At 40.5% G+C, this 25197-nt stretch carries 22 protein-coding genes and 1 pseudogene; 17 read left to right on the top strand and 6 right to left on the bottom strand.

Annotated elements, in window-relative coordinates:
• From rpmG to IPM95_02900, 13 genes and pseudogenes are all read left to right on the top strand, one after another.
• Positions 1-186, top strand: a complete 186-nt coding sequence (gene rpmG, locus IPM95_02960) for a 50S ribosomal protein L33 (GenBank protein MBK9328277.1) — start codon at positions 1-3, stop codon at positions 184-186.
• A gap of 6 nt (positions 187-192) precedes the next feature.
• Positions 193-363, top strand: coding sequence for a DUF4295 family protein (locus tag IPM95_02955; protein MBK9328276.1), 171 nt, complete (start codon positions 193-195; stop codon positions 361-363).
• 116 nt (positions 364-479) lie between these two features.
• The gene (gene ftsY / locus IPM95_02950) at positions 480-1457 is read left to right on the top strand and encodes a signal recognition particle-docking protein FtsY (GenBank protein ID MBK9328275.1); all 978 of its coding nucleotides are present in this window, start codon (positions 480-482) and stop codon (positions 1455-1457) included.
• An 86-nt stretch (positions 1458-1543) separates the two neighbouring features.
• A pseudogene (locus IPM95_02945) lies at positions 1544-1716 on the top strand (ORF6N domain-containing protein).
• Positions 1717-1861: 145 nt separating this feature from the next.
• Positions 1862-3172: a 30S ribosomal protein S12 methylthiotransferase RimO gene (gene rimO / locus IPM95_02940; GenBank protein MBK9328274.1), complete on the top strand. Its 1311-nt coding sequence runs from the start codon at positions 1862-1864 to the stop codon at positions 3170-3172.
• 84 nt (positions 3173-3256) lie between these two features.
• Positions 3257-5647 (top strand): phosphoenolpyruvate synthase, encoded by a 2391-nt coding sequence (gene ppsA, locus IPM95_02935; protein ID MBK9328273.1) that lies wholly within the window; start codon positions 3257-3259, stop codon positions 5645-5647.
• An 11-nt stretch (positions 5648-5658) separates the two neighbouring features.
• Complete coding sequence (locus tag IPM95_02930; GenBank protein MBK9328272.1) at positions 5659-6414, top strand: SDR family oxidoreductase; 756 nt, start codon at positions 5659-5661, stop codon at positions 6412-6414.
• A 37-nt stretch (positions 6415-6451) separates the two neighbouring features.
• Positions 6452-8044: a bacillithiol biosynthesis cysteine-adding enzyme BshC gene (gene bshC, locus IPM95_02925; GenBank protein MBK9328271.1), complete on the top strand. Its 1593-nt coding sequence runs from the start codon at positions 6452-6454 to the stop codon at positions 8042-8044.
• 188 nt (positions 8045-8232) lie between these two features.
• Complete coding sequence (locus IPM95_02920) at positions 8233-10104, top strand: histidine kinase (protein MBK9328270.1); 1872 nt, start codon at positions 8233-8235, stop codon at positions 10102-10104.
• Between the two features lie 31 nt (positions 10105-10135).
• Positions 10136-11950, top strand: a complete 1815-nt coding sequence (locus IPM95_02915; protein ID MBK9328269.1) for a histidine kinase — start codon at positions 10136-10138, stop codon at positions 11948-11950.
• On the top strand, positions 11925-12674 hold the full coding sequence (locus tag IPM95_02910; protein ID MBK9328268.1) for a response regulator transcription factor: 750 nt from the start codon (positions 11925-11927) through the stop codon (positions 12672-12674). Before IPM95_02915 ends, IPM95_02910 begins: the two co-directional genes overlap by 26 nt.
• Before the next feature lie 191 nt (positions 12675-12865).
• Complete coding sequence (locus IPM95_02905) at positions 12866-16618, top strand: M4 family metallopeptidase (protein MBK9328267.1); 3753 nt, start codon at positions 12866-12868, stop codon at positions 16616-16618.
• Between the two features lie 167 nt (positions 16619-16785).
• Entirely contained in the window at positions 16786-17340 is a 555-nt protein-coding gene (locus IPM95_02900; GenBank protein MBK9328266.1) for a DUF922 domain-containing protein, read from the top strand.
• A 5-nt stretch (positions 17341-17345) separates the two neighbouring features.
• Here IPM95_02900 and IPM95_02895 read toward each other — a convergent pair whose 3' ends face one another.
• Positions 17346-18179, bottom strand: coding sequence for a 1,4-dihydroxy-6-naphthoate synthase (locus IPM95_02895; protein ID MBK9328265.1), 834 nt, complete (start codon positions 18177-18179; stop codon positions 17346-17348).
• Positions 18180-18277: 98 nt separating this feature from the next.
• Here IPM95_02895 and IPM95_02890 point away from each other — a divergent pair, with 98 nt between their 5' ends.
• Complete coding sequence (locus tag IPM95_02890; GenBank protein ID MBK9328264.1) at positions 18278-19675, top strand: hypothetical protein; 1398 nt, start codon at positions 18278-18280, stop codon at positions 19673-19675.
• A gap of 46 nt (positions 19676-19721) precedes the next feature.
• The gene (locus IPM95_02885; GenBank protein ID MBK9328263.1) at positions 19722-20648 is read left to right on the top strand and encodes a glycosyltransferase family 2 protein; all 927 of its coding nucleotides are present in this window, start codon (positions 19722-19724) and stop codon (positions 20646-20648) included.
• On the opposite strand, the gene mqnB is transcribed toward IPM95_02885, so the two are convergent.
• Entirely contained in the window at positions 20645-21322 is a 678-nt protein-coding gene (gene mqnB / locus IPM95_02880) for a futalosine hydrolase (GenBank protein MBK9328262.1), read from the bottom strand. The genes IPM95_02885 and mqnB overlap by 4 nt on opposite strands.
• A 71-nt stretch (positions 21323-21393) precedes the next feature.
• On the opposite strand from mqnB, the gene IPM95_02875 reads away from it, so the two are divergent.
• Positions 21394-21807: a 6-carboxytetrahydropterin synthase gene (locus tag IPM95_02875; protein MBK9328261.1), complete on the top strand. Its 414-nt coding sequence runs from the start codon at positions 21394-21396 to the stop codon at positions 21805-21807.
• On the top strand, positions 21807-22259 hold the full coding sequence (locus IPM95_02870) for a GNAT family N-acetyltransferase (GenBank protein ID MBK9328260.1): 453 nt from the start codon (positions 21807-21809) through the stop codon (positions 22257-22259). The genes IPM95_02875 and IPM95_02870 overlap by 1 nt, the downstream gene beginning before the upstream one ends.
• Here the strand turns inward: IPM95_02870 and IPM95_02865 are convergent.
• The 4 genes from IPM95_02865 to IPM95_02850 all read right to left on the bottom strand — a co-directional run bounded on the left by IPM95_02865 (position 22254) and on the right by IPM95_02850 (position 25190).
• Positions 22254-23186, bottom strand: coding sequence for a bifunctional riboflavin kinase/FAD synthetase (locus IPM95_02865; GenBank protein ID MBK9328259.1), 933 nt, complete (start codon positions 23184-23186; stop codon positions 22254-22256). The genes IPM95_02870 and IPM95_02865 overlap by 6 nt on opposite strands.
• 42 nt (positions 23187-23228) lie before the next feature.
• Entirely contained in the window at positions 23229-23927 is a 699-nt protein-coding gene (gene truB / locus IPM95_02860) for a tRNA pseudouridine(55) synthase TruB (protein MBK9328258.1), read from the bottom strand.
• Positions 23928-23942: 15 nt separating this feature from the next.
• The gene (locus IPM95_02855; protein MBK9328257.1) at positions 23943-24740 is read right to left on the bottom strand and encodes an undecaprenyl-diphosphate phosphatase; all 798 of its coding nucleotides are present in this window, start codon (positions 24738-24740) and stop codon (positions 23943-23945) included.
• Between the two features lie 90 nt (positions 24741-24830).
• Positions 24831-25190, bottom strand: coding sequence for a DUF3098 domain-containing protein (locus IPM95_02850; GenBank protein ID MBK9328256.1), 360 nt, complete (start codon positions 25188-25190; stop codon positions 24831-24833).
• Positions 25191-25197: the final 7 nt, after the last annotated feature.

Below are 25197 nucleotides of genomic sequence, written 5' to 3'. Positions count from 1 at the left end.
ATGGCAAAGAAGAAAGGCAATAGAATTCAGGTCATATTAGAATGTACTGAACATAAGACTTCCGGGTTAGGCGGAATTTCCCGTTATATCACGACCAAAAACAGAAAGAATACACCGGAAAGAATCGAGTTGAAGAAATTCAATCCGATTATGAAAAAAGTAACTGTTCATAAAGAAATAAAATAATAAGTCATGGCAAAAGTATCCAAAAACGCGAAAGTTGACAGAGGTAAAAATGTGGGTGAATCCAAGAATATGGTGAAAATCATTAAAGCCGTTAAGTCAACAAAATCAGGTGCTTATACTTTCAGAGAGAAAGTGGTTCACAAAGATTTACTGCAGCAAACTTTAAAAGATTTATAATCTGATTATAAGCCGATTTACAAAGCTTCTCCTGAATGAGAGGCTTTTTTGTTTATATTTGTCTGCTTGTTATAAAATGAAGGGATAACACTTAACAATCACAATAATCTATTACCGTGGGTATTTTTGATAAAATTTTTGGCAACTCTAAACCGGAAGAGGAATTACAGGCGGAAGAAAAGCAGCTGAATGAAGGTTTGGAGAAAACCAAACAGGGATTTTTTTCCAAAATTACCAAAGCTGTTGCCGGTAAATCGACGGTAGATGAAGCCTTCCTGGATGAACTGGAGGAAATTCTGATTTCATCGGATGTCGGTTTACCGACCACCATAAAAATCATCGATCGTCTGGAAGCGCGCGTGTCCAAGGATAAATATTTGAACACGAATGAATTAAATCAAATCCTGAAAGACGAGATAGGCAATATCCTTGCAGAAAACAATACAAAGGACTTAATGGACTTTATCCCTGCGACGGATAAAAAACCATACGTAATTATGGTTGTTGGTGTTAACGGAGTAGGTAAAACCACCACCATCGGAAAATTATCCTATCAGTTGAAAAAGGCAGGCAAGGAGGTTTTGCTGGGCGCAGGAGATACCTTTAGAGCAGCTGCCGTGGATCAACTTGTCATCTGGAGCGAGCGGGTAGGTGTTCAGATTGTAAAACAAAGTATGGGAAGCGACCCGGCTGCCGTGGCTTTTGATACCGTGCAATCCGGCGTAGCGAAGGGAGTGGATGTAATCATACTGGATACGGCGGGTCGTTTGCATAATAAGCAGGGACTGATGGACGAATTATCCAAGATTAAAAAGGTAATGTCAAAGGTCATACCGGATGCTCCGCATGAGGTTTTATTGGTATTAGATGCTTCCACAGGTCAAAACGCCATTGAACAGGCAAAGCATTTTTCTGCCGCCACTCAGGTCACGGCTTTGGCTCTAACAAAATTAGACGGCACTGCTAAAGGCGGAGTTGTATTAAGTATTGCCGATGAATTTAAGATCCCCATCAAATATATTGGCTTAGGCGAGAAAATGGAACAACTCCAGGTGTTCAACCGTCAGGCATTTATTGAGACCTTGTTTGAGTAAATTTGTAGTGAAAAATTGCAACTCAGTTTCTTAAAAAAAATTATGGAATTTGTAGCTCTATTGTATCTCAATAGTGAATGATACAAATGGAATCAGAACTCATTAATAGCAGAATCCACACCATTAGGGAGTAAAAGTTATGTTGGATTATGATTTGGCTGCACTATACGAAACTGAAACTAAAAATTTAAAAAGGGCAGTTACCAGAAATATTGACAGCTTTCTTAATGATTTTATGTTTCAATTTACAAAGGAATAGTTTGATAACTTGTGGTGTCAAATTGGCACCTCAGGTTATGGAGGAACGAGATAACTGCCATATGCCTTTACCGAATAGGATTTAAAGTGTATTAATGTACAGATGACGAACAGTTTACTTTATTCTAGTTACCTTTGTGCCGTTCATGAAGACAAAATCCCATACAAAAGATAAATACAACGTCATTACACTGGGCTGCTCCAAAAACCTGGTCGATTCGGAAGTATTGGTGGCTCAGCTCAAACACAATGATTTTGAAGTGGAGCATCAGTCTGAAAAGAAGGATGCCAACATCATCATAGTAAATACCTGCGGATTTATCGACAGAGCCAAGGAAGAGTCCATCAATACGATTTTGTCTTATGCCAAACAAAAAGAAAAGGGCAAAATTGATAAATTATATGTGACGGGTTGTTTGTCACAGCGTTATAGAGATGACTTGGAGGTGGAGATTCCGCAGGTGGATGCCTATTTCGGCACACTGGAATTGCCTCAGTTGCTGGAAAAATTAAATGCCGATTATAAGCATGAACTGATTGGTGAACGATTCCTGACAACACCACAGCATTATGCTTATCTGAAAATATCCGAAGGTTGCAACAGGACCTGCACGTTCTGCGCCATCCCTTTGATGCGTGGCAAACATATTTCCAAAACGATAGATGATGTAGTGGCGGAAGCGAAGAATCTCGCCAGACAAGGCGTTAAGGAAATCATGCTGATTGCTCAGGAGCTGACCTATTACGGGCTGGATATTTATAAAGAACGTGCATTGGCGAAATTGCTGTATCAACTCAATGAGGTGGAAGGTATCGAGTGGATTCGTCTGCACTATGCATATCCGAGTAAATTCCCGTTGGATGTCCTGGATGCTATCCGAGATTGTGACAAGGTCTGCAAATACCTGGATATTCCGCTGCAGCATGCAAATAAATATGTACTGAAACGCATGCAACGACAGATTACACAGAAAGAAACCAGGGAACTGATACGGCAGATTCGTGCAAAAATTCCGGGCATTGCCATCCGCACCACCATGCTGGTTGGATTTCCAGGCGAGACAGAGAAAGAATTTCAGGATTTGTGTGATTTCGTTCAGGAAATGCAGTTTGAACGTTTGGGTGTATTCCAGTATTCACATGAAGATGATACAGCTGCCTACAATTTGGAAGACGATGTCCCGCAGGAGATAAAGGAAGAACGTGCCGGAAGGCTGATGCAAATCCAGCAGGAGATTTCCTTTCAAAAAAATGAGGCTAAAGCCGGTCAGGTTTTTAAGGTCTTAATTGACAGAAAGGAAGGGGGCTATTTTGTAGGAAGAACCGAATTTGACTCGCCGGAAGTGGATAACGAAGTATTGGTAGATGCGAAGAAGAATTATTGCCGCGTTGGGGACTTTTGTAAGGTGAAAATCTACGACGTCACTGATTTTGATTTATATGGTGAAGTTATATAGAAGTGTATAATCCTGATAATTAATATCCGCTTCATACCATAACGGACAGAATTGCGTAAATTAGTAAAACTAAAGTTACCCAACGTGTACGCTCCATTTATTCTTCCCTTTTCTGAAATTCATAATAAAGATATTGCAATTGTTGGTGGTAAGAATGCCTCCCTGGGAGAAATGCTCAGTACGTTGGGCGATAGGGGTATCCGTATCCCGGATGGATTCGCCACAACGGCAGATGCATTCCGTTTTTTCCTAAAAGAAAATCAGTTGGAAAAAGCACTTCATGATTTACTCCAAAATCTGGATACGGTTTCATTTTCCAATCTGAATGAAATTGGCACAAAATGTAAGCAGCTTGTATCAGAGGCAAAAATGCCGGATGTATTGCGTTCGGATATTATTGCCTTTTACCGCGGCTTATGTGAAAAGCACGGTCGTGAACTGGATGTTGCCGTGCGCAGCAGCGCCACTGCAGAAGATTTGCCCAATGCCAGTTTTGCCGGTCAGCACGATTCCTTTTTAAACAGAAAAGGAGAGGAGGATGTCGTCCTTGCCGTACAGCAATGTTTTGCTTCTCTTTTCAACAGCCGCGCCATCAAATACCGTCACGATAACGGATTTGAACACATGAAGGTCTATTTGTCCGTTGGCGTGCAGGTAATGGTTCGTTCCGATTTATTTTCTGCCGGGGTTTGTTTTACGATTGATCCGGAATCCGGTTTTGAACAGGTCATTTCGATTACCGGCTGCTGGGGCCTGGGAGAAAATATCGTTCAGGGAGCTGTGAATCCCGATGAGTTTTATGTGTTTAAACCCACATTGGCATCCGGGAAAATGGCCATTCTTTCCAAAAAAATGGGTGCTAAAGCGAATACGATGGTATATTCAGATTCCAAAGGCGTCGGCCCAACCATCATTAATATCGAAACGCCTTCGGAAAAAAGAAAACAATGGGTATTGAATGATGATGAAATACAAACCATCGCTCGTTGGGCTGTCCTTATTGAACAGCATTATAAATGCCCGATGGATATAGAATGGGCAAAAGACGGCATAACCAACGAGTTGTTTATCGTACAGGCCAGGCCGGAGACCGTACATTCCTTAAAGAAGCAAAGACATATCACCGAGTATGCGTTGAAAGACAAGGGTACCGTTTTGGTGAAAGGCAGTGCGGTAGGTTCCGGTATTGCAAGCGGGCGTGCCCGTATCCTGCTTTCACCGAAAGATGCAGATAAACTTCAGCAGGGCGAGGTGTTGATTACCGATATCACCAATCCCGACTGGGATCCGATTCTCAAAAAGGCGGCAGCCATCGTGACGAACAAGGGCGGACGGACCAGCCATGCCGCCATCGTTGCCCGTGAAGTGGGAGCGGTTGCTGTCGTAGGTACGGTTAATGCAACTAAAATTATTAAAGACGGACAACTGGTAACCGTGAGTTGTGCGACCGGAAAAACAGGAGAAGTGTATGACGGACAGTTGGAATGGTCGCAAAAAGAAATTGATTTCGATACGATTCAAATGCCGGCGACTGCACCCATGTTGATTTTAGGCGACCCTGATAAAGCCTTTCGATTGTCTTTTTATCCGAATAAAGGTGTCGGATTGATGCGTCTCGAATTTATCATCAACAGTTCCATTAGAGTGCATCCGATGGCACTGGTGAAATTTGATGTACTGGAAGATAAAAAGGCTAAATCAGAGATAGAGGCTCTGACTTATGGGTATGCTGATAAAAAACAGTATTTCGTCGATAAGTTGTCACAGGCTGTAGCAACAATCGCAGCCGCTTTTTATCCGAAAGCTGTCATTGTCCGCATGAGCGATTTTAAAACAAATGAATATGCTAACCTGCTCGGCGGATTACAATTTGAACCCAAGGAAGAAAATCCGATGATAGGATTCAGGGGTGCATCCAGGTATTACAACATTCGGTATAAAGAGGGTTTTGAGTTGGAATGTGCCGCCATGAAAAGAGTGAGAGAAGATATGGGCCTGACGAATGTAAAACTGATGATTCCGTTTTGCAGGACAGTGGAGGAAGGGAAGAAAGTCGTGCAGCTTATGGAAGACAATGGATTGAAACGCGGCGATAATGGATTGGAAATTTATGTAATGGCTGAAATACCTAGTAATGTCATCTTAGCCAAAGAATTTGCACAGGTTTTTGACGGATTTTCTATAGGTTCCAATGATTTAACGCAATTGACATTAGGGCTGGACAGAGACTCTGCCATCATCAGTGATTTGTTTGATGAAAACAATCAGGCGGTTAAAGCGATGATTGCCAATGTCATTAAGGCAGCCAAAGAAAATAAGGTGAAGATAGGTTTGTGTGGTCAGGCGCCGAGCGACGACCCATCATTTGCTGCTTTTTTGGTGGAACAAGGCATTGACAGCATTTCCTTTAACCCGGATGCCTTATTAAAGGGAATGGAAAATATGGTAAATGCGGAATGTAAATTAAATCAATAAAATTCAACGATATGGAAAAAATATTTGAAGGCAAAGTTGCTATCGTTACAGGGGGTAGTTTTGGAATCGGCAGGGCTACTGCTATCGCTTTTGCAAGAAGGGGAGCTAAGGTGGTAATTGGAGATTATGTTGAAAATGATGAAACAATACATTTGATTAAGGCAGACGGTGCCGATGCCCTGTTTGTAAAATGTGATGTCTCAAAAATAGGGGATGTAAAAGAAATGGTTGATAAAACCATATCCACTTATGGCAGGCTGGATTACGCTTTCAATAATGCGGGCATAGAAGGCACTATGGGAAGCATAACAGACTGCACAGAAGAAAACTGGGATAAAACCATCAGCATTAATCTGAAGGGTATTTGGTTGTGTATGAAGCATGAAATACCGCACATGCTTCAGTCAGGCAAAGGTGCGATTGTAAATTGCGCATCTGTGGCAGGACTGGTCGGATTTCCCGGACTTCCTGCTTATGTGGCGACGAAACACGGTGTGGTGGGTCTGACCAAAACGGCTGCATTGGAATATGTAAAGGCAGGTATACGGGTGAACGCCGTTTGCCCGGGTGTGATTAAAACACCTATGATAGACCGTATAACAGGCGGACAGAAAGAGACCGAAGCTCAATTTGTGGCAGGCGAACCGATAGGCAGAATGGGTACTCCCGAAGAAATAGCAGAAGCGGTGGTTTGGTTGTGTTCGGACGGTGCTTCCTTTACCACCGGGCAGGCTCTTGCCGTTGACGGCGGCTGGGTTGCTCAATAATCGTTTGAATATTTGTATATTCGAGCGATTATTTTTCATGACAGTAACGAATCTTTCTTTTCAGCAAACCAACCTGTTTTCCAACCTTATTTTGGATTATGTGTCACAACAGGATAAGGTTCAGGAGTTTTATCATTATCCATCAACTTCTGATGTGATTGAAAAAATTATAGAGGATAAAAAGCGGGAACCTATTGACAGGGATTTATTGAAAGAAACGATTCAACACCAGTATGAGGGTTTCAAAATTTCTCCATTACTTCTTGATAATATCGAATCGTTGCAAAACGAAAATACGTTTTGTGTTGTAACGGCACATCAACTCAATATATTTGGCGGACCGCTGTACTATATTTTCAAAATTGCACAAACGATTTCTACCTGCAAACAACTCAAGGAAAAATATCCGGACTATAATTTTGTTCCTGTATACTGGATGGGCAGCGAAGACCACGATTTTGAGGAGATAAACCATGTTCATTTATTCGGAAAGAAAATTGAATGGACGGATAAACAAGGTGGAGCAATCGGTGTTTATGATACGGCAACTATTTTGCCATTAGTAGAAGAACTTAAAGCGTTATTAGGAACAGCACAATATACGGAAGAGCTTATCGGGCTTTTCAGGATGGTATATTCAAATGCTGATTTATCAAAGGCAACAAGATTTCTTGTCAATGCATTATTCGGGGAGTATGGTTTGATGGTAATCGATGGTAATGACAAAGTTCTTAAGCAGCAATACACAGAAGTTATAATAGATGAATTATTCAACAGGAATTCTTACAGGCTTGTTAAAGAGCAGTTACTGAAACTGGAGGCAAAAGGTTATAAACAACAGGCTACGCCGAGAGAAATTAATTTGTTCTATTTGAGTAAGAACAGCAGAGAGCGCATAGAATGGGACGGGATATCTGCAATCTTTAAGGTGGTGAATACTTCCATCGCATTTACAAAAGAGGAGATGTTGGAAGAAGTGGAAAATTATCCGGAACGGTTCTCACCAAATGTAATCCTTCGTCCATTATATCAACAGATGGTATTGCCTTCCTTGGCCTACATTGGCGGGGCGGGCGAAATTGCCTACTGGCTCCAGTTGATGCCGGTGTTTGAGCATTATAAAATTAACTATCCTCAGCTGCTGTTGAGGAATTCAGCCTTGCTGGTGAATGAAAACATACTAAAAAAGATTGAAAAACTGGACTTTCAGCTTCCTGATTTTTTTAAAGAAATGGAAACGCTCAAGAAAGCATATGTTGCCGCACATACGGAAAAGGATATTGATCTAGGTGTATACAAAGCAGCCATAGCATCTGAGTTTGATAAACTTAAAGAACTGACAAAAAATATTGATGCTTCATTGGGGAATACCGTAGGCGCGGAAATGCAGAAATCCCTGCAAAGCATAGAGGCTATTGAAAAACGATTAATGAAATCGTTGAAACAGAAGAATGAAACGGCTCTGAACCAAATAGAGAAGATTAAATTGCAGCTGTTTCCGGATAACTCACTGCAGGAACGTATTGAGAATTTCTCATATTATTATTCAGTAATGGGGAATTCATTTATTCAACAACTCATACATTCATTTGATGTTTATCAGTATAATGTACTGATTTGTTATATTTAAAGGTCAATCTGAAAAAAAATATTTTTACAACCCTCGCTTAATAACTGACGCTCTTAACCATACAGCCGATTATATGTGCTTAATAAGTGTATAGGATTCAGGGTTTGAGACTGTCTGATTTTCAATCCGTCTGTCTCCGCATTTTGTAGATTATTGTTTATTGCTTACTTTAGTAATACAGTTATGCTATGCGTAATACTAAAATTTTTCTTGTTTCCGTCTTGTTATTAACCGCTGTATTTACGGAAGCGAAAGAAAATTGCTTGTGTGAAAAGGCATATGAAATACATGAACAGCATGCCCTGTTTTTCAATAATGGTAATCTTGATTCTGCAGTGTGGTCTGCTGTCAGACTGAAAAATGAGAAATCTGTAATTTGTGACATTTTCTATCATAACTGGTTGTCTCAGATTAGAATTGCACAAAACAAATTTTCAGAAGCCAGAGTACATCTTAACGAAGAGTATAGATTGTTGAAGAAATTAGATTGCCCGGGCCGATTGTCCCGGCATTTTACAAATTTTGCCTCCTATTTCCAGTATAGCGGAGATTTGGACAGCGCAGTGTATTATTCGCTGAATGCCCTGGAAATGGCAGAAAAAGCTAATGATATAGATGAGCAAATAAGGGTATGTTCTAATTTGGCGGCATTTTTCAACCAGTTAAACAGGCTGGATAAGGAGTTGGTGTATGAACGTCAGGCAGTTTTACTGTCCCGTAAAAGTAAAAACACGAATGCATTGGCAATGACCTTGCCGAGATTGGTATCCGTATTGCTGAATTATGCTGTGGAAGAAAAGGGAAGTACCGCTTATCTGGATACAGCTTATACCCTTGCAAAAGAAAGCATGAGCCTTTCAGCTGTATCTGAGAACCCTTTCTATTTGCTAGAATCTTACCATAATTTCAGCAGGTATTATGATAAAAAAATGGATTATGATAATGTGTTGCGCTACGCTGACAGTATGTTGCTCACCGCACCATCAGGAACAGCTGTTTTTTACCGGTACATTTCTTTAGCCTATTTGCAGAAAAGCTATGCATACGAACACAAACTGCAATATGTTATGGCGAGGTCCATGGCCTATTCTGCTCTCCGTTATGCAAACCTGTTTAATATTCAGATATCTCCTGAGCCGCTAAAACTCATCTACCGTAACTCGAAAGTATTGGGCGACGGGAAGCGGGCGCTATGGGCGTTTGAACGATTATCCTTCGTAAAGGATAGTTTGTTTACGCTGGAAAAAGATGCTGTCATAAGTGAATTGGAAAAAAAATACAATCAGGCAAAGAATGAAAAGAAAATCAGGGAACTTGCTCAGCAAAAGCGAATCTACACCCTCGTTATTTTAGCTGCTTTGCTGGCCTTGTTGTTGATTTTCTTTTATACGAGGCAGCAATCGCTGAAACATAAACAAACAATTCTGGAAACAGAACAAAGGTTGAATCGGGCCAGGATGAATCCTCATTTTTTCTTTAATGCACTGACTACTCTGCAGTCTTTTGCTCTGAAGGAGAATGATGGCAAATCAATAGCATCCAGTCTTTCTAAATTTTCTCATATAATGAGAGAAACGCTTGAAAGTACATATAAGGATTATGTAACGGTTGATCATGAGCTTGAATTTTTAAACGAATACCTGGAACTTCAGACTATCCGTTTTCCGGAAAAATTCAGTTATTCAGTCACTGCTGATGAAAATCTGGAAACAGATGAATGCCTCATTCCATCCATGATTGTTCAGCCGTTTGCAGAAAACAGTATAGAACATGGGTTCTCTGATATCGATTACCGTGGAAAGATTGAGATTCATTTCAGCAGCAACCAGGATTCTTTATTCATTCAGATTTCAGATAATGGGAAAGGATTATCAACAGTTGTGAAAGAGAATACGGAACATATTTCAAGGGCCAGTCAGATTGTTAAAGACAGAATATACCTGCTGAACATAAAATTGAAAACCAAAGCCAGTTTCTCTATAGCAAATGATACGAATGGCAACGGTGTCAAAGTGCAGATTCAGTTACCGTTATTATATAAGAATCCAAATCATGCTTAAGCGCAGTTTAATACCAGAGCTAATATTTCTTGTGATTTTTCACTGCACGGATACCTGCAGGGCTGAAAATAAATGCAGATGCCTTCAGTACGATAATCTTAATTTTGAAGATACTGCGGAGGAAGGGGTAGTTAATCGTTTATTAAATACGAAGGATAACATCTGTCTGGCAAAAGCATACGAAATAGTAGCCAGCAAGATGTTTGCGGAAAGCAGATATGATTCGACAGAATTTTATTTAAATGAAGCCTTTACGATTTATCATGCATCCTCATGCAGCCAGGGTGTATTCCTCAATGTCTATAAAAAATGGGCAGGACTGTATTATGCCAAAGGAGATTACCCGAAATCCCTCGAATACTCTCTTAAGTTAAAAGATGCAGCAGAATCAGATCAGAATATATATGAACTGGCAAATTGCTGTACAATGATTGCTCAGTTGTTTAATCAGATGGGACAGGCAGATAGAGGTATAGGATATACCCGTCGGGCCGTTAAATTGACAGAGCAGCTGGAGTTTTCAGATAGTAATATAGACATCCTGTTTAAGATTTCAAAACGCTACCTGTGGCATTATCAGGATACGAAATTGAAAACCAGTCTGGATACAGCTGAATATTTTGCATTCTCCTACCTGTATACCGCACAACAGTTGAAAATTTTTGGTGTTGTTTCTGAAGCGTACAGTAATATTCAGGGAGTATTCTATGAAAAGCAGGATTATCCAAACGCACTAATGTACCTGGATAGCTCTTTTCTGTATATTGGAAAGGGAAGCTATGCGGATAAAGCAACAAATTTCTATGACAAAGCTGATATTTTACTTGATATGAAGTCATATGCCGATGCATCGGCCTGTTCCGATTCAGCGCTTTTTTATTACAATCTTACCGGTTCGATTGCGTATATCGCAGATGTATTTGAGTTGAAATACCGGATTGCCAGTGGTGCTGGGGATAACTCAGTTGCTTTAATTTCTCTGGAGAGATACAGAGGTATCAAGGATAGCCTTGCTCAGATAAATAAAACGGCTGTCATTAATGAGCTGGAAAAAAAATACAACCAGACAAAGAATGAGAAGACTATTAAGGAGTTGAATCAGCAGAAACAGATTTTCCTGCTTCTTGCAGTTTCTGCATTGCTGATTGTGGTTGTAATTGCATTTATAATGCATCAGCGAACTTTATATCAACGGCAATTAGTTCTGGAAACAGAGGAGCGCCTGAACAGGGCTCGAATGAATCCTCACTTTTTTTTCAACGCCCTCACTTCTCTTCAGGCATTTGCACTTCGTGAAAACGATGGTAAATTGATTGCGACTAATTTATCTAAATTTTCACATATCATGCGTGAAATACTGGAAAGCACCTATAAGGAATATGTAACATTAGTGCAGGAAATTGACTTTCAGCGGGAATACCTGGATCTTCAGAAAATACGCTATCCGGATAAATTCAGTTATGCAATTGAACTGGATGAAATGCTTGATCCGGATGATACTTTGATACCTTCCATGATAATCCAGCCCTTTGTCGAAAACAGTATCGAGCATGGCTTTGCCGGAATTACCTATCCGGGACATATAATTCTCCGTTTTTATACATTAGCTGACGAGATTGTTGTTGAGATTGTTGACAACGGAAAGGGATTTACTGCTCTCAAGTCAGATTCAGGTCACATCTCTCGTGCCAGACAGATTGTAATCGACAGGATATATCTGTTAAATATCCGATTGAAATGCAAGGCCCGTTTTACCTTGGATAATAATCCTGAAGGAAGTGGAATTAAAGTTGTAATTTACCTGCCGTTTATCAGCCCAGATGAAATTGCTTATAACAGACAATGAGTATCATATCCGTTCGGCAACCCGTGAACTGCTGCTGGCGTTTTGCCCGGAAATTACCCGGATAGACGAAGCAACCGGGGTTGAAGATGGCTTGAAAAAAATAAAAAATGATCCTCCTGATATTTTATTGCTGGATGTTGAAATGGATGACGGAACAGGGTTTGATTTATTGAAACAAATACAAAATCCGGAATTTCAGCTGATTTTTGTTACCGCCCATAATCAATATGCAGTCCAGGCATTTAAATTCAGTGCCATTGATTATTTGTTGAAACCCATCGACCCGGATGAACTTAGGACTGCCATTTCAAAGGCTGCATCCCGGAAGAGGAATAATGACCTGAAAGCACAGATCCGTATCATGATGGAGCAGCTATCTAACAAAATGGATCCGGATAAAAAAATTGTATTGAAAGATCATTCCGCCACCTATTTTATAAAAGTGACTGATATCCTGTTTTGTGAGGCAGATGGTACATATACCAAATTTTATCTCTCTCCCGAAAAGGTGATTGTGGTTTCCAAAAATCTGAAAGAATATGAGAATATATTGGAGCCTTTGGGTTTTTTAAGGACTCATCATTCTTTTCTGGTAAATCCACATAAGATTATTGCATATGATAAGAGAGATAGCGGTTCTCTCTTACTGGAAGGACATCATTCCATCCCGGTTTCCCAACGTAAAAAAGACCATATACTGCAATTGCTGGAGAGCAGATCCTAACCAAAGCACCAGATGTCGTTACCCCGGCATCACTTATTCCTCTTTTCTGTTCGATTATCTACCCGCAGACCACAGCTGTCAATTAGCTCATTATCTCTTACGGATGATTGTTAACATTGTATTGCAGAAACATGTATTAAGATTCAGATACAAATAGTATTCAGATTATTCAAACAATATAAATAACCGCCATGAAAAGATGTATTAACCTGTTGCCGCTCGTATTGGTAATGATATTTACCCTGAATGTAAACGGACAAAATTTGGTAAAAGGAAAACCCGGCATGTGGCCGACGTTTATTAAATACCAGACAAACGCGCCTGCATTTGTAAAAGGAAATATTTCGCTGCCTGATCATTCCGGCAAATCAGTTTCCATATACGGATTAATGGAGTCAAAGAGTGAATCCGATAAAAGGAACATGACACATTACAGGTATGAGCAACGGTATAATGGTATCAAGGTGGAACATGCCGGTTGGATAATCCATACTAAAAACGGAAAGATAGTAAGCCAAAATGGGAAACTTGTAAAGGATTTTCCGCCATCCCTTCAGAAGAAGGCATCAATCGATACAGAAAAAGCCTTGAATCTTGCATTAAAATACGTTGGTGCCGCGAAGTATAAGTGGGAAATCAAAGAAGAGGAAGATTTTTTAAAGAGAGAACAGCATAATGCATCCGCTACTTTTTTCCCAAAAGCGGAATTGGTTTACTACAGTGGTGAAAATGATATTATACCATCTTCTTTACGCCTGGCATATAAGTTTGATATTTATGCACATGAACCTCTTGGCAGACAGTATCTATTTATTGATGCGCAGAATGGTAAAATCCTCGGAAACAGGAATCTTTTACACGAATCAAATGCATCTGGTACGGCAGTCACTGCTTACAGCGGTACCCAAATGATTACAGCTGATTTTACCGGAAGCCTTTATAGATTAAGAGAAACAGCACGAGGTGGCGGGAATGGCATTATTAATACATTTAATCTTCAGAATACGACCAATTACAATGGTGCTGTTGACTTTACGGATACGGATAATATCTGGAATAATGTAAATGCAAATAAAGACGAATATGCAACAGATGCTCACTGGGGAACTGAAAAGACGTATGATTATTTTTTGCAAAAACATAACAGGAACAGCATAGATGATGCCGGATTTCCTTTGAACAGTTATGTCCATTACAGCAGTAGTTATTTTAATGCTTTCTGGGATGGCTACCGTATGACCTATGGAGATGGGAATAGTCTGAATAATAATAAACCATTGACTTCACTGGACGTATGCGGCCATGAAATCAGTCATGGACTGACGGAACACACTTCCGGTCTGATCTATTCCGATGAAAGTGGCGCACTTAATGAGGCATTCAGTGATATCTTCGGTACAGCGATTGAATGGTTTGCCAGACCTTCTAATAAGGATTGGCTGATTGGGGGAGACTTCTATACCATCCGCAGCATGAGCAACCCTAATTCCTATAATGACCCTGATACCTATGAGGGTGACTATTGGGTATCTGACGGATCAGATTATGGCGGGGTACACAGCAACAGCGGTGTGTTGAATTATTGGTTTTATCTTTTAACGGTTGGTGGAAATGGCACGAACGATCATAATTACACGTATGCTGTTTCCGGAATTGGTATGGATAAGGTAGCCTCCATAGCTTATCGTTTAAATTCGTATTATCTTCTTTCAACTTCCGAGTATATGGACGCCCGGACATTTGGAATACAAGCTGCGGAAGACTTGTTCGGAGTCGGAAGCCAGGAAGCAACACAAACTGCTAATGCTTTCGCTGCAGTAGGGTTATATGCTCCGTCATGCGACTTGGTGCAGAATCCTGCAGCTGTTTCTGTTTTAGACCATCAGTCAACACTCAGCTGGAGTCCGGTAAACGGGGCAACAGGTTACAGATTACAGTTCAAAGAGAACTCATCTTCATCGTGGATAAATGTAGGGGCAATCCTTGATACGACTATTGTCTTAAGTATGCTTAATTCTTCCACTTTATACGACTGGCGAGTCCGCCCCGATTGTAACGGATACTATTCGTATGGACAATTTATGACGCAATCACCCATTTGTAACGCTCCTTTAAATGCAGCTGCTGTAATAAGGAACGATACGGCTGTGGTAGAGTGGCAATATGCAAATCATGCTGTCAGTTATCAAATAGATTATAAACCAGCTGCCGATTCCGTCTGGGTCAGTGCAGGTACGACTACTGCTAATACAAAAATGCTAACAGGTCTGTTTCCTTCAACGCTTTATGAATGTAGGATCAGCAGTTTATGTGGTTTTGATTCCAGTAGCTTCAGTTCTGTTCAATTTACGACAAATACTCCTGTGTGCGGCATCCCGGCCAACCTGCAAGCCACCTTTAGTCCCAATAATGTTACTACCTTAAGCTGGCTTCCAGTAAGCGGTGCTGACAGCTATAGTTTACAGTTAAACTGGTTGGGTGCTGGTCTGGATAATGCACCCATTGATACCGTGCTTCAGTCTAATTCACTGGTGATAAACGGGTTGATTTCGGGTGTTTCCTTTGACTGGAGAGTAAGATCGGGTTGTCCTGAAAATATCAGTTTTCATGCCTATTCGACACTGATAACACCTTGTACTGCACCAAGCGGACTGAATGTATCGAATATAACAAACACAGGAGCGGCACTAGACTGGAACGCTGCAAATGTTGTTGCAGGATATGGCTATAATATATATTATAAGTTATCCACCTCCTCCACATGGATATATAAGGGCAATACCATCGGTACTTCGTATGTCTTTAATAACCTGATGCCTGGGAAAACGTATGATTGTCAGATAAAAACCAGCTGTCAAGAAATAAACAGTACTGGAATAATCGCACAGTTTACCACATTGTGCAATGCCGTTCCATCAAATCTTACATTTACAGAATTAAAGACAACAAGTGTGAAACTGTTGTGGGCCGCAATTCCCGGAGTTAATTCTTACACTTTACAATATAAGAAAGCAAGTGCTTCAACATGGGCAACGGTAAGTGGCGTAACAAATTCCAATTATACCTTAAACAATCTGACTCCAAATACTGCATACCAGTACAAGGTAATGGCTGTGTGCAGTGCAGGCAGCACGTCGTATAGCAGTATTGCAGCATTTACCACTTATTGTGTCTCTACCGGTTCAAATGCAGCGGAATGGATCGATTGGTTCCAGATTGGCAGTATCAGCCGCATCTCTTCTATCGACGCAGGAGGATATATACATACAGGTTTGAGTGCAAATCTTACCATTGGTTCGGCCGGTAATACCGGTCAGATAAGTGCGGGATTCTCCGGAGCAGCGCGAACACAGATGTATGCCGTATATATTGACCTGAACCGTAACGGAAGTTTTGCAGATGCAGGGGAAAGGGTTGTCGGGCCGGTGAACATTTCAACAGGGGGTAACTTTAATTTTTCATTTAATATACCTTCAACGGCATCGCCGGGAGTAACGGGTTTGCGTGTTGTTATGCTTCGGGTTGCAAACGGTGTTTCAATGGCACCTTGTCTTACAGGAAAACGTGGTGAAACTGAAGATTATTTTGTGAATCTGGTTAATTCTTCAGCTTTGACCTCCGGTATTCCAGCATATGAATCTGATGAGGTAACAGCAAGAATGTTGGAACCGGAAGCAGCCGCATTGGCTGAAGGAAAGACAAGTGCTGTATTCAAAGTAATGCCAAATCCGTCTGACGGTTTGTACTCAATAGAGATTCCGTCCGATTTTAAAATCAGCTCTTATGAGATTACAGATGTCAACGGGGTATTAATTGAACAAATGAATTCAGCGGAGACTTCATTGATACCCATCCAGATTTATAATCAACCGTCCGGAATGTACCTGCTTCGATTACTGGACAGGAACGGACGACAGGAAATACTAAAACTCCTAAAATATTGATAGTGGAATCAGAGGTCAGATAATCATTCAACAACCTCTCGAAGCCGTCTTATAGTTGCGATAAGGCGGCTTCTTTCATTTTTTTCAAGCTGGAAATATGCATATTTTTGTTTTTATTAACTTTTCGTATAAAATAAAAGGCACGTATTTTGCATTTATTTTAGATCATGACCGGTAAAATATTAACTTCCTTGTTTGCGCTGGTTGCTTTAAACGCTGCGGCACTGCCACCGGCGGGTTCTGATGCGTACAAAGAATTTTATACCTGGAATAGCAATAAGAAACTGACCTGGTCCGATTTCAGAGGCAACCCTTTCCTGAATGCATCAGAAGTTGCAGCGACGGCGTCTTCTGTGGAGTTTTCTTATACGGCAAAAAACAATGTACTGGATTGGAAGGTGACGGCAAAATATTATCCTCAGCTATCCTGGAGCTACAAGGATAAACAATCGGATTACATATTGCAGCACGAACAGCTGCATTTTGACATTACAGAACTCTATGCCCGTTTATTCAGAAAACGCCTGACAGATGAGGTGAAATCTGTAAAAGATGTTAAAAAGATAAATGGTATTGGAAAACAAATACTGAGCGACTGGGATAAAGAGCAGAAAGATTACGATCGGGAAACCAATCATAGTATGAATACCCAAATGCAAAAGGAATGGATTGTCAATGTCCATGAACGTATGCAGGCATTAAGCGACTTCGCCAGTAAATAAATTCTTTATCCAACAAATATAGGGTAAGTTAAATCAGGAATGATATTGTTTCCCAGCGCAATCTTATAGAGCGTATTGACAGCCAGCTCACCTTCAAACCCTAAATCAATGCTGTATTTGTTGACGTATAATTCAATATGTTTACGGCAAACATCCATACTCATTTCCTGTGAGTGCTTTTGTACAAATTCAGAGGAGGAGTCCGGATGGGCAAAGGCAAACCCGATGCTTCTGCGAATGATACGTTCTACTGCCAATTGTATTTCTTTGGAAACAGTTCTCTTTATGGCAATGCCGCCCAATGGAATCGGAACTTTGTATGTTTGTTCCCAGTATTCTCCGAGGTCAATGATTTTTTTTAACCCTTTTGATGCGTAGGTAAAACGATTCTCATGAATGATGACGCCTGCATCAAATTGATCATTTAACACGCCTTCTTCAATTTCGGAGAAAAGAACAGCTGTTTTGTTTTTGGCAGCTGGGTATTTCAGCGAAAATAAAAAATTAGCGGTCGTGTATTTTCCCGGTATGGCAATTTTAGCATGGGTAAGTTCTGCCTCGGACAGCTCCCGCTTGCTGATGAGCAAAGGGCCGCAATGGTTGCCTAATGCACTTCCGGAATGCAGCAAAATATAATTATCCGATACATGCGCATAGGCATGATAACTGAGTTTGGTAATATCATATTCTTCTCTGCCAGCAGCCTGATTCAATTGCTCCACATCTGCGAAAACGAGTTTGAAACCCAACCCTTCCGTATCGATCTTATGATGCAGCATAGCATCAAAAATGAAGGTATCGTTGGGACAGGGTGAGATGGCGAGTGTCAGCGGCTGCATGCCATAAATATAACCTGAAATATTCAAGTAGCCAACCAGAACGGATGCCGATGATTATTCGGACAGTTCTTTTAGCCAGAAAATACAATAAAAAACACTTGAAAATGTTATTTTTGGATGTGGCATGGAATCATCCTACATTCATTTACCTGATTGCATTTTTGCTGGCGCTTGCCGTAAATGTGTTTTCCTGGCACCTGCCTTTTTTCTGGGATACGCTTCTTACGTCTACCATCACCCAGCATTTTTATGAGGATGGCTTACAATCATTTATTGCTCCACCAAGATGGGATGTGGGGCATCCGCCGCTTTTTTACCTGTATCTGACTGCATTCTATCATCTGTTCGGAAAATCACTCTTTTCGGCACATGCAGCACTTTTACCTTTTACGATAACGGGCTTTTTTTCGTTTCTTCTGTTGTTAAAGTATTTTTCCATTTCTGGGAAACAGCAATGGATAGGATTGTTGTTATTTATAGGTATTCCCGCAGTCATAACACAAAATCTACTCGTCAGCTATGATGCGGTTTTGTTAAGTCTGTATTTGCTGGCATTGGTTTCTATTCTGAAGGACAAAAAATTTCTTCTTGTACTTTCAGCCATAATAATTGCCGGAGTTTCAATTAGAGGATTGTTTTGCCTGGCAGCACTTTCCATAACCATTTACTTTTGGATGAAGAGGGATTTAAAAAAATGGATACAATGGAATTTACTTTTTATTCCTGCGGTTCTGCTGGCAGCTTCATGGTATTACTATCACTTTCTAATGACCGGATGGGTTTTTGCCACCAATTCACAGGAGTGGAGCGCTCAGAGAGGTATTGTAGGTTTGGGTGGTATGGTAAAGAATGTGTTTTCTATTGGTCGCGCCATGTTTGATTACGGAGCAGTTATTCTCTCAGTACTTGGCTTGTTTTATTTGTTCAGTATTCGAAAGTTGGATATTCTTGTATTGCTGTGGCTGATCCCATTGGTTATCTTTTCATTGTTAGTGTTGCCGTTTTCGAACCCTATCAATCACCGCTATTTTTTAGTCGTATATGTATTAATGCTGCCGTCCGTGATATTGGTTCTCTCTGAAAGAAGAATAATCTTTACCATCTTTACTTTTTTTTTACTGCTGCTTGGAAATTTCCAGATTTATCCTTCATCTATATCCAATGGCTGGGACTGCACCCTCGCACATGTTCCTTACCACACAGGTATGAGCCGGTTTATTGAATATTGCAATATCAATAAATTTGTTGATAAGAAAGGGATTGGAACTGTTTTTCCGATGAATGTCAGCACGTATCAGTATAAAATGGATGATAACAGAGATAGGTTGATAAACGTAAATGGCCATTCTCTTGACACAGTTGCTTTTGTGCTGTATTCTAATGTGGGAAACGATTTTTCAGAGGAACAGCTGATTCAATTAAAACACTGGAAATCCGTGTGGATGCATAAAAAAGGACTCGTAGAGCTTAATTTATTAAAAAATCCACAAAAATAGTGACTCTAATAAGGCAATGCTAATATCAAATTTGTAAATTTACTCTGTGGATATATCAGTTGTCGTACCGGTCTTTAATGAAGAGAATAATCTGTCAGTATTGCTGGACAGGATAGTTAACACAGTTACGTCTATTAGCAATGAGTATGAGATTATTTTTATCAATGACGGAAGCAGGGATAATTCGTTGGCAATTATAAAGAAATTTGCCGAATCAAACAGGCAGATACGATATGTTGATTTCAGCAAAAATTTCGGCCATCAGTTGGCGGTTTTTGCGGGTTTGGAATATGCGACGGGAGATACCATTGTCATTATAGACGCTGATTTGCAGGATCCGCCGGAACTGATTATAGATTTATATTCCAAAATGAAAGACGGTTACGATGTGGTATTTGCGCAACGGGAACATAGGGAAGGCGAGTCTTGGCATAAGCTGATTACTGCCAAATTTTTTTACAGGTTTATCAATCGGCTGTCTGATGTTAATATTCCGTTGGACACAGGAGATTATCGTATTATTTCTAAAAAGATTAAGGATATCATTGTCGCTATGCCGGAACGCAACAAGTTCCTGCGTGGCCAGATTGCGTGGGCAGGATTTAATCAGACATCTATCGTCTATAAAAGGGATGAGCGCTATTCCGGTAATACCAATTATTCCTATCCTAAAATGTTTGCTTTTGCATTTGACGGAATTACGGCATTTTCCAATCTGCCTTTGCGACTGGCAACGTATTTGGGATTTGTCGTTTCACTGATTTCATTTGCTGTCATATTGTACACCTTATATCAGAAGTATTTAAATAACAATACCGTGCAGGGCTGGTCCTCTTTAATGATTAGCGTACTGTTTTTAGGTGGTGTACAACTGATTTGTCTGGGTATTATCGGCGAATACCTTTCACGGATCATGGATAATGTGAAACAGCGCCCGCTGTATATTGTCAAAGAGACAAATATCCGCAGTTAAGAGTACAGGTGGATGATTTTCTGAAGTTCCATATTCAAATTTTTTACAGCATTCTGAACATCCCAGTTTTCCTTATTCCGTCTTTCTACATAATTTGAAATGGCACGGATTTCAATTCCGGGTTTGCCAATCAGCTTTAAGACATAATAAAAAGCAAGCCCTTCCATGTTTTCCGTATCAGCGTTGTATTTTTCCTGTATGATCTTTATCGTTCTCTCATTGCCGTGTACTTTATTGACGGTAATGGAAGTTGCTTCAGGTAAATGGATGTTTAGATGGAATTCATCTTCAATCGGCGAACACATCCCATATTGAAAGGCATCTTCTTTTTTGTCTATAAATCCCAAGTCAAAAAAATCCTGAAATTCTTCGTCATTCTCCACACCAAAATCGCCGTATGTTTCTGAAATAATCTGCACAACATCTCCAATCTTAAAATTCCTGTTGAATGCCCCGCATACACCCGCATCGATATAAAAATCCCGTTCAAATTTAGAGGTGTAAAGTGCCAGATGGGCTGCCGTATTCATCATTCCCATTCCGGTTATCAGGAAATGGAGATTATCGTTGACTGCAAATAGACCGTTAAAACCGGTTTTGACAGGCTTATATGTTTCAAAAAGTGGTTTTACTTCCAGTAAAGTGGCGGAAACAATAGTGATTTTTGGTTGCATGGTTTCAAATTTAATAAAAAAAATACAGGACTTATTACAAATCACTACTCCTGAATGCCTAATTTTATAAAGTGCTTTATTTAACAAGAAGGGAAACATTTAATGCAGCGCACAGGCTGTATAACCATCATTGGACGGAAGAACAGAATGATGCCGTGTTCGGGAAATGTGCCAATAAAAACTGGCATGGTCACAATTATGTACTGTACGTGACAGTCAAAGGTGAGCCGGATCCGGAAACGGGTTTTATCATTAATGTAAAGGAACTTAGTCAGATTATTAAAGAAAAAGTGGTGGATAGGCTGGACCACACCAATCTGAATCTGGATGTAACTTTTATCCCCGACAACATACATCCCACTACCGAAAATCTGTCACGGATTATCTGGAATCAACTGAAACCGCATATTAAAGGTTGCAGTTTGCACAGCATTAAGCTGCAGGAAACGGAAAATATTTTTGCTGAATATTTCGGAGAAGAATAATGCATTCCATTTTTAAATATTTCAATGACCTGACTCCCTCGGAGTTATACGATTTGCTTCAGTTGCGCGAAGAGGTTTTTCAAATCGAACAAAATTGTATTTACAGGGATATTGACGACAAAGACCGTAAATGCTGGCATTTGTTGCTGTATATGGAGTCAGGACTGGCTGCGTATGCACGTTTGGTCCCGGAAGGGATTTCCTATAATGGTTATACATCCATAGGGCGTGTAGCCAGTAAAACCGTATGGCGAAAAGAAGGGTTCGGAAAGCAGTTGATGAAAGAAGCGATAGAAAAATTGGTACAACTGTTTCCGGATAAAGATATTAAGATTTCAGCGCAGGCATATTTGCAGGAATTTTATGAAGGTTTTGGATTCGTACGAGTGAGTGAACCCTATATGGAAGACGATATTCCGCATATCGCAATGGTAAAATCTGTTGGATTATAACTCGATGGCATTCCTTACATCCTGTACATCATTTTCTATCTGCACTTTCAGTAATTCCCAGTTGTCGTATTTTATCTGAGGGCGAAGGTATGCGGCAAAAATCATGTCTAACGGCTTTTCGTATAAATCTCCCTCGAAATCCAGGATAAACACTTCGATGGTTAATCTGCTGTTGTCAAAAACCGTTTCCCGGTAACCGATACTTAAGGCACCTTTATAAAATTGCCCTTCCACGTTGATTTTTACGGCATACACGCCGGAGGCCGGTATAAGCTTATGCGGGTTGGATATTTCAATATTGGCGGTCGGAAAACCAAGCACCCTGCCGATTTTATCGCCGTGAATTACTTTTCCTTTAATGGTAAATGGATGTGCAAGGAGTTGATTGGCTGTATGAATATCGCCATCAAGTAGCGCATTGCGCACTTTTGTTGAACTGACGGAAATCTCATCAATGGTCTGTGCCGGGATTTCTTCCACTTCAAAGTGATAGGTAGCCGCCAGCGAACGCAGCAAATGGATGTCACCTTGCCGGTTTTTTCCAAAACGGTGGTCATAACCGATCACAATTTTTTTAGGTTGAAAATTGGCAATCAGAATTTTTTCTACATATTCCTTTGCATCCATGGAGGCAAAATCTTTGGAGAACTCCGCAATGACCAAATGGTCTAATCCGAAAGAGGCGAGGAGCTCTTCTTTTTCATCTATGGTGGAAATCAGTTTCAGCTTTTCATCGTAGGGATGCAGAATCAGGCGCGGATGCGGGTCAAAAGTCAATAAAACCGTTTCTCCATCTATTTCACGTGCAATATCTTTCAGCCGCTTGATGATTTGCTGATGTCCGAAGTGAACACCGTCATAAGTACCGATAGTGAGCACCGTATTTTTAAAAACAGGTAGATGATTGATCCCTTTATGAATTTGCATACTAATGCGGAAAGTGGGCAAAGTTACTATAATCTTTGTAAACTATGGTTGGACAGGTGGTAAACTTTGAACAAAATCTTCCAGCTTCAACGCATCATCTACCGAATATGTACCGATTTTAGTGCGCCTCAGTGCGAACAGATAGGCACCGTTGTTCAATCGCTTTCCAAAGTCATGGGCAAGGCTTCTAATGTAAGTCCCTTTCGTGCATTCTACCCTGAAATGTATAAGAGGTAATTCTATTCCGGTAATTTCAAATGTACGGATGGTAATCTGTTTGGGTCTTATCGCAACCTCTTTTCCTTGCCTGGCAAGGGAATAGGCGCGTTTGCCGTCTATTTTTACGGCCGAATGGATAGGTGGAAATTGTTCCTGCACACCGACGAAACTTTCGGCACATTTCAGGATAGCTTCATGCAGGATCTGGCTGATGTCAAACGTTTGATTTACGGGTTTCTCAGAATCGTAGCATTCTGTCGTTCCACCCAGAAAAAAGGTGCCGGTATATTCCTTTTCTGCATCCTGGATCTGCTGGATATCCTTGGTTTTTTTTCCGGTGCAAAGTATCAGCAATCCCGTTGCTTTCGGATCCAGCGTTCCCGCATGCCCGATTTTTACAGTACCGTAATTTTTCTTGAGGGCGAATTTGATTTTGTTGACCACATCAAAACTTGTCCAGTCTGATGGCTTATCAATAAGGATAATTTCACCTTCGGTAAAATGATAATCTGGATATGTCATCATAATGGAGATTGGTTATTGGATGATGCCCATTTGCAAAAGTATTAAAACAATTGCACCAAGAATAATCCGATACCATCCAAAAAGTTTAAATCCGTTTTTTTGTAAATAACGGATGAAGAATTTGATGGCTAACATGGCTACAATTAAGGCTACAACATTTCCAAGGGCAAGCATATATAAGTTGTGTTTGTCCCTCAGTATCTCCGGATGGGTGGAGAAGGTCTTCAGCAGTTTATATCCGGTGGCAGCAGCCATGGTGGGAACGGCTAAAAAGAAAGAAAATTCTGCGGCAATATTTCTGCTGAGGTTTTGCTGCATACCGCCGATAATACTCGCAGCGCTTCTGCTCACGCCTGGAATCATCGCGAGGCACTGCCAGCATCCGATAATAAATGCTTTGATGAAACTGATTTCTTTTTCTTCCTTGATTTCTCCTTTCTGGAATAGGGTATCGATAAACAATAAAACGATTCCGCCCGCTAATAAGCTGATGGCAACGGTAGCCGGGCTTTCCAGCAGTGCATCGATTTTTTCGTCAAACAGTTTTCCAAGAATAAGCGCCGGTATGACTGCCGCAGCAAGCTTTAGGTAAAACTGCCATTTGGTGAAATCAAGAAATTTTTTCCAGTATAGAACGACCACGGATAAGATGGCCCCTAACTGTATGGCTATTTCAAAAAGCTTGGTAAATTCATCTTTTTCTATACCCATTATTGAACTGGTAAGAATCATATGCCCTGTAGAGGAGATGGGAAGGAATTCAGTGAGTCCCTCAACGATAGCAAGCACTACGGCATGAATGATGTCCATATTCAGAAAAAAGGGATGAATGATGTAAACAAGTAAAAATTATTTAGAAAATAAATTAATGACATGCGTGCCGCAAGATTAAAAAAAAGTTTAACTTTTGGAAACTGAAGCCGGTTTTTTCAGTATGGCGACTATGATCACGATGAAACCAAGGATTACAACAATGGGAGCCAGGGTGATTCTACGGAAAGAATAGATTTCAGCTTCGTTAAAGACTTTTGGGTCCGTGTTACCTCCGCTCATTAAGATAAAACCTAAGATGATCAGAAATGCACCAACACCCAGAATAATGTAATTGATTTTATCGAACAGCAATACTTCATTCTGGCTTTTGGGAATCTTAAACCAACTGCCGCTGTTTGCTTTACCGGAAGCAGAAACGCTTTTAACTGCGGGTTGAGGTTGTCTTGTCTGTGGAATCGGTTTTTGAACCGGTTTATTTTTTGCCATTTTTAAA

Source organism: Sphingobacteriales bacterium, from assembly GCA_016719635.1.
GTDB lineage: Bacteria > Bacteroidota > Bacteroidia > Chitinophagales > JADIYW01 > JADJSS01.
Note: the sequence above shows the minus strand (reverse complement) of the source record. Positions and strands in the feature narration are given on the sequence as shown.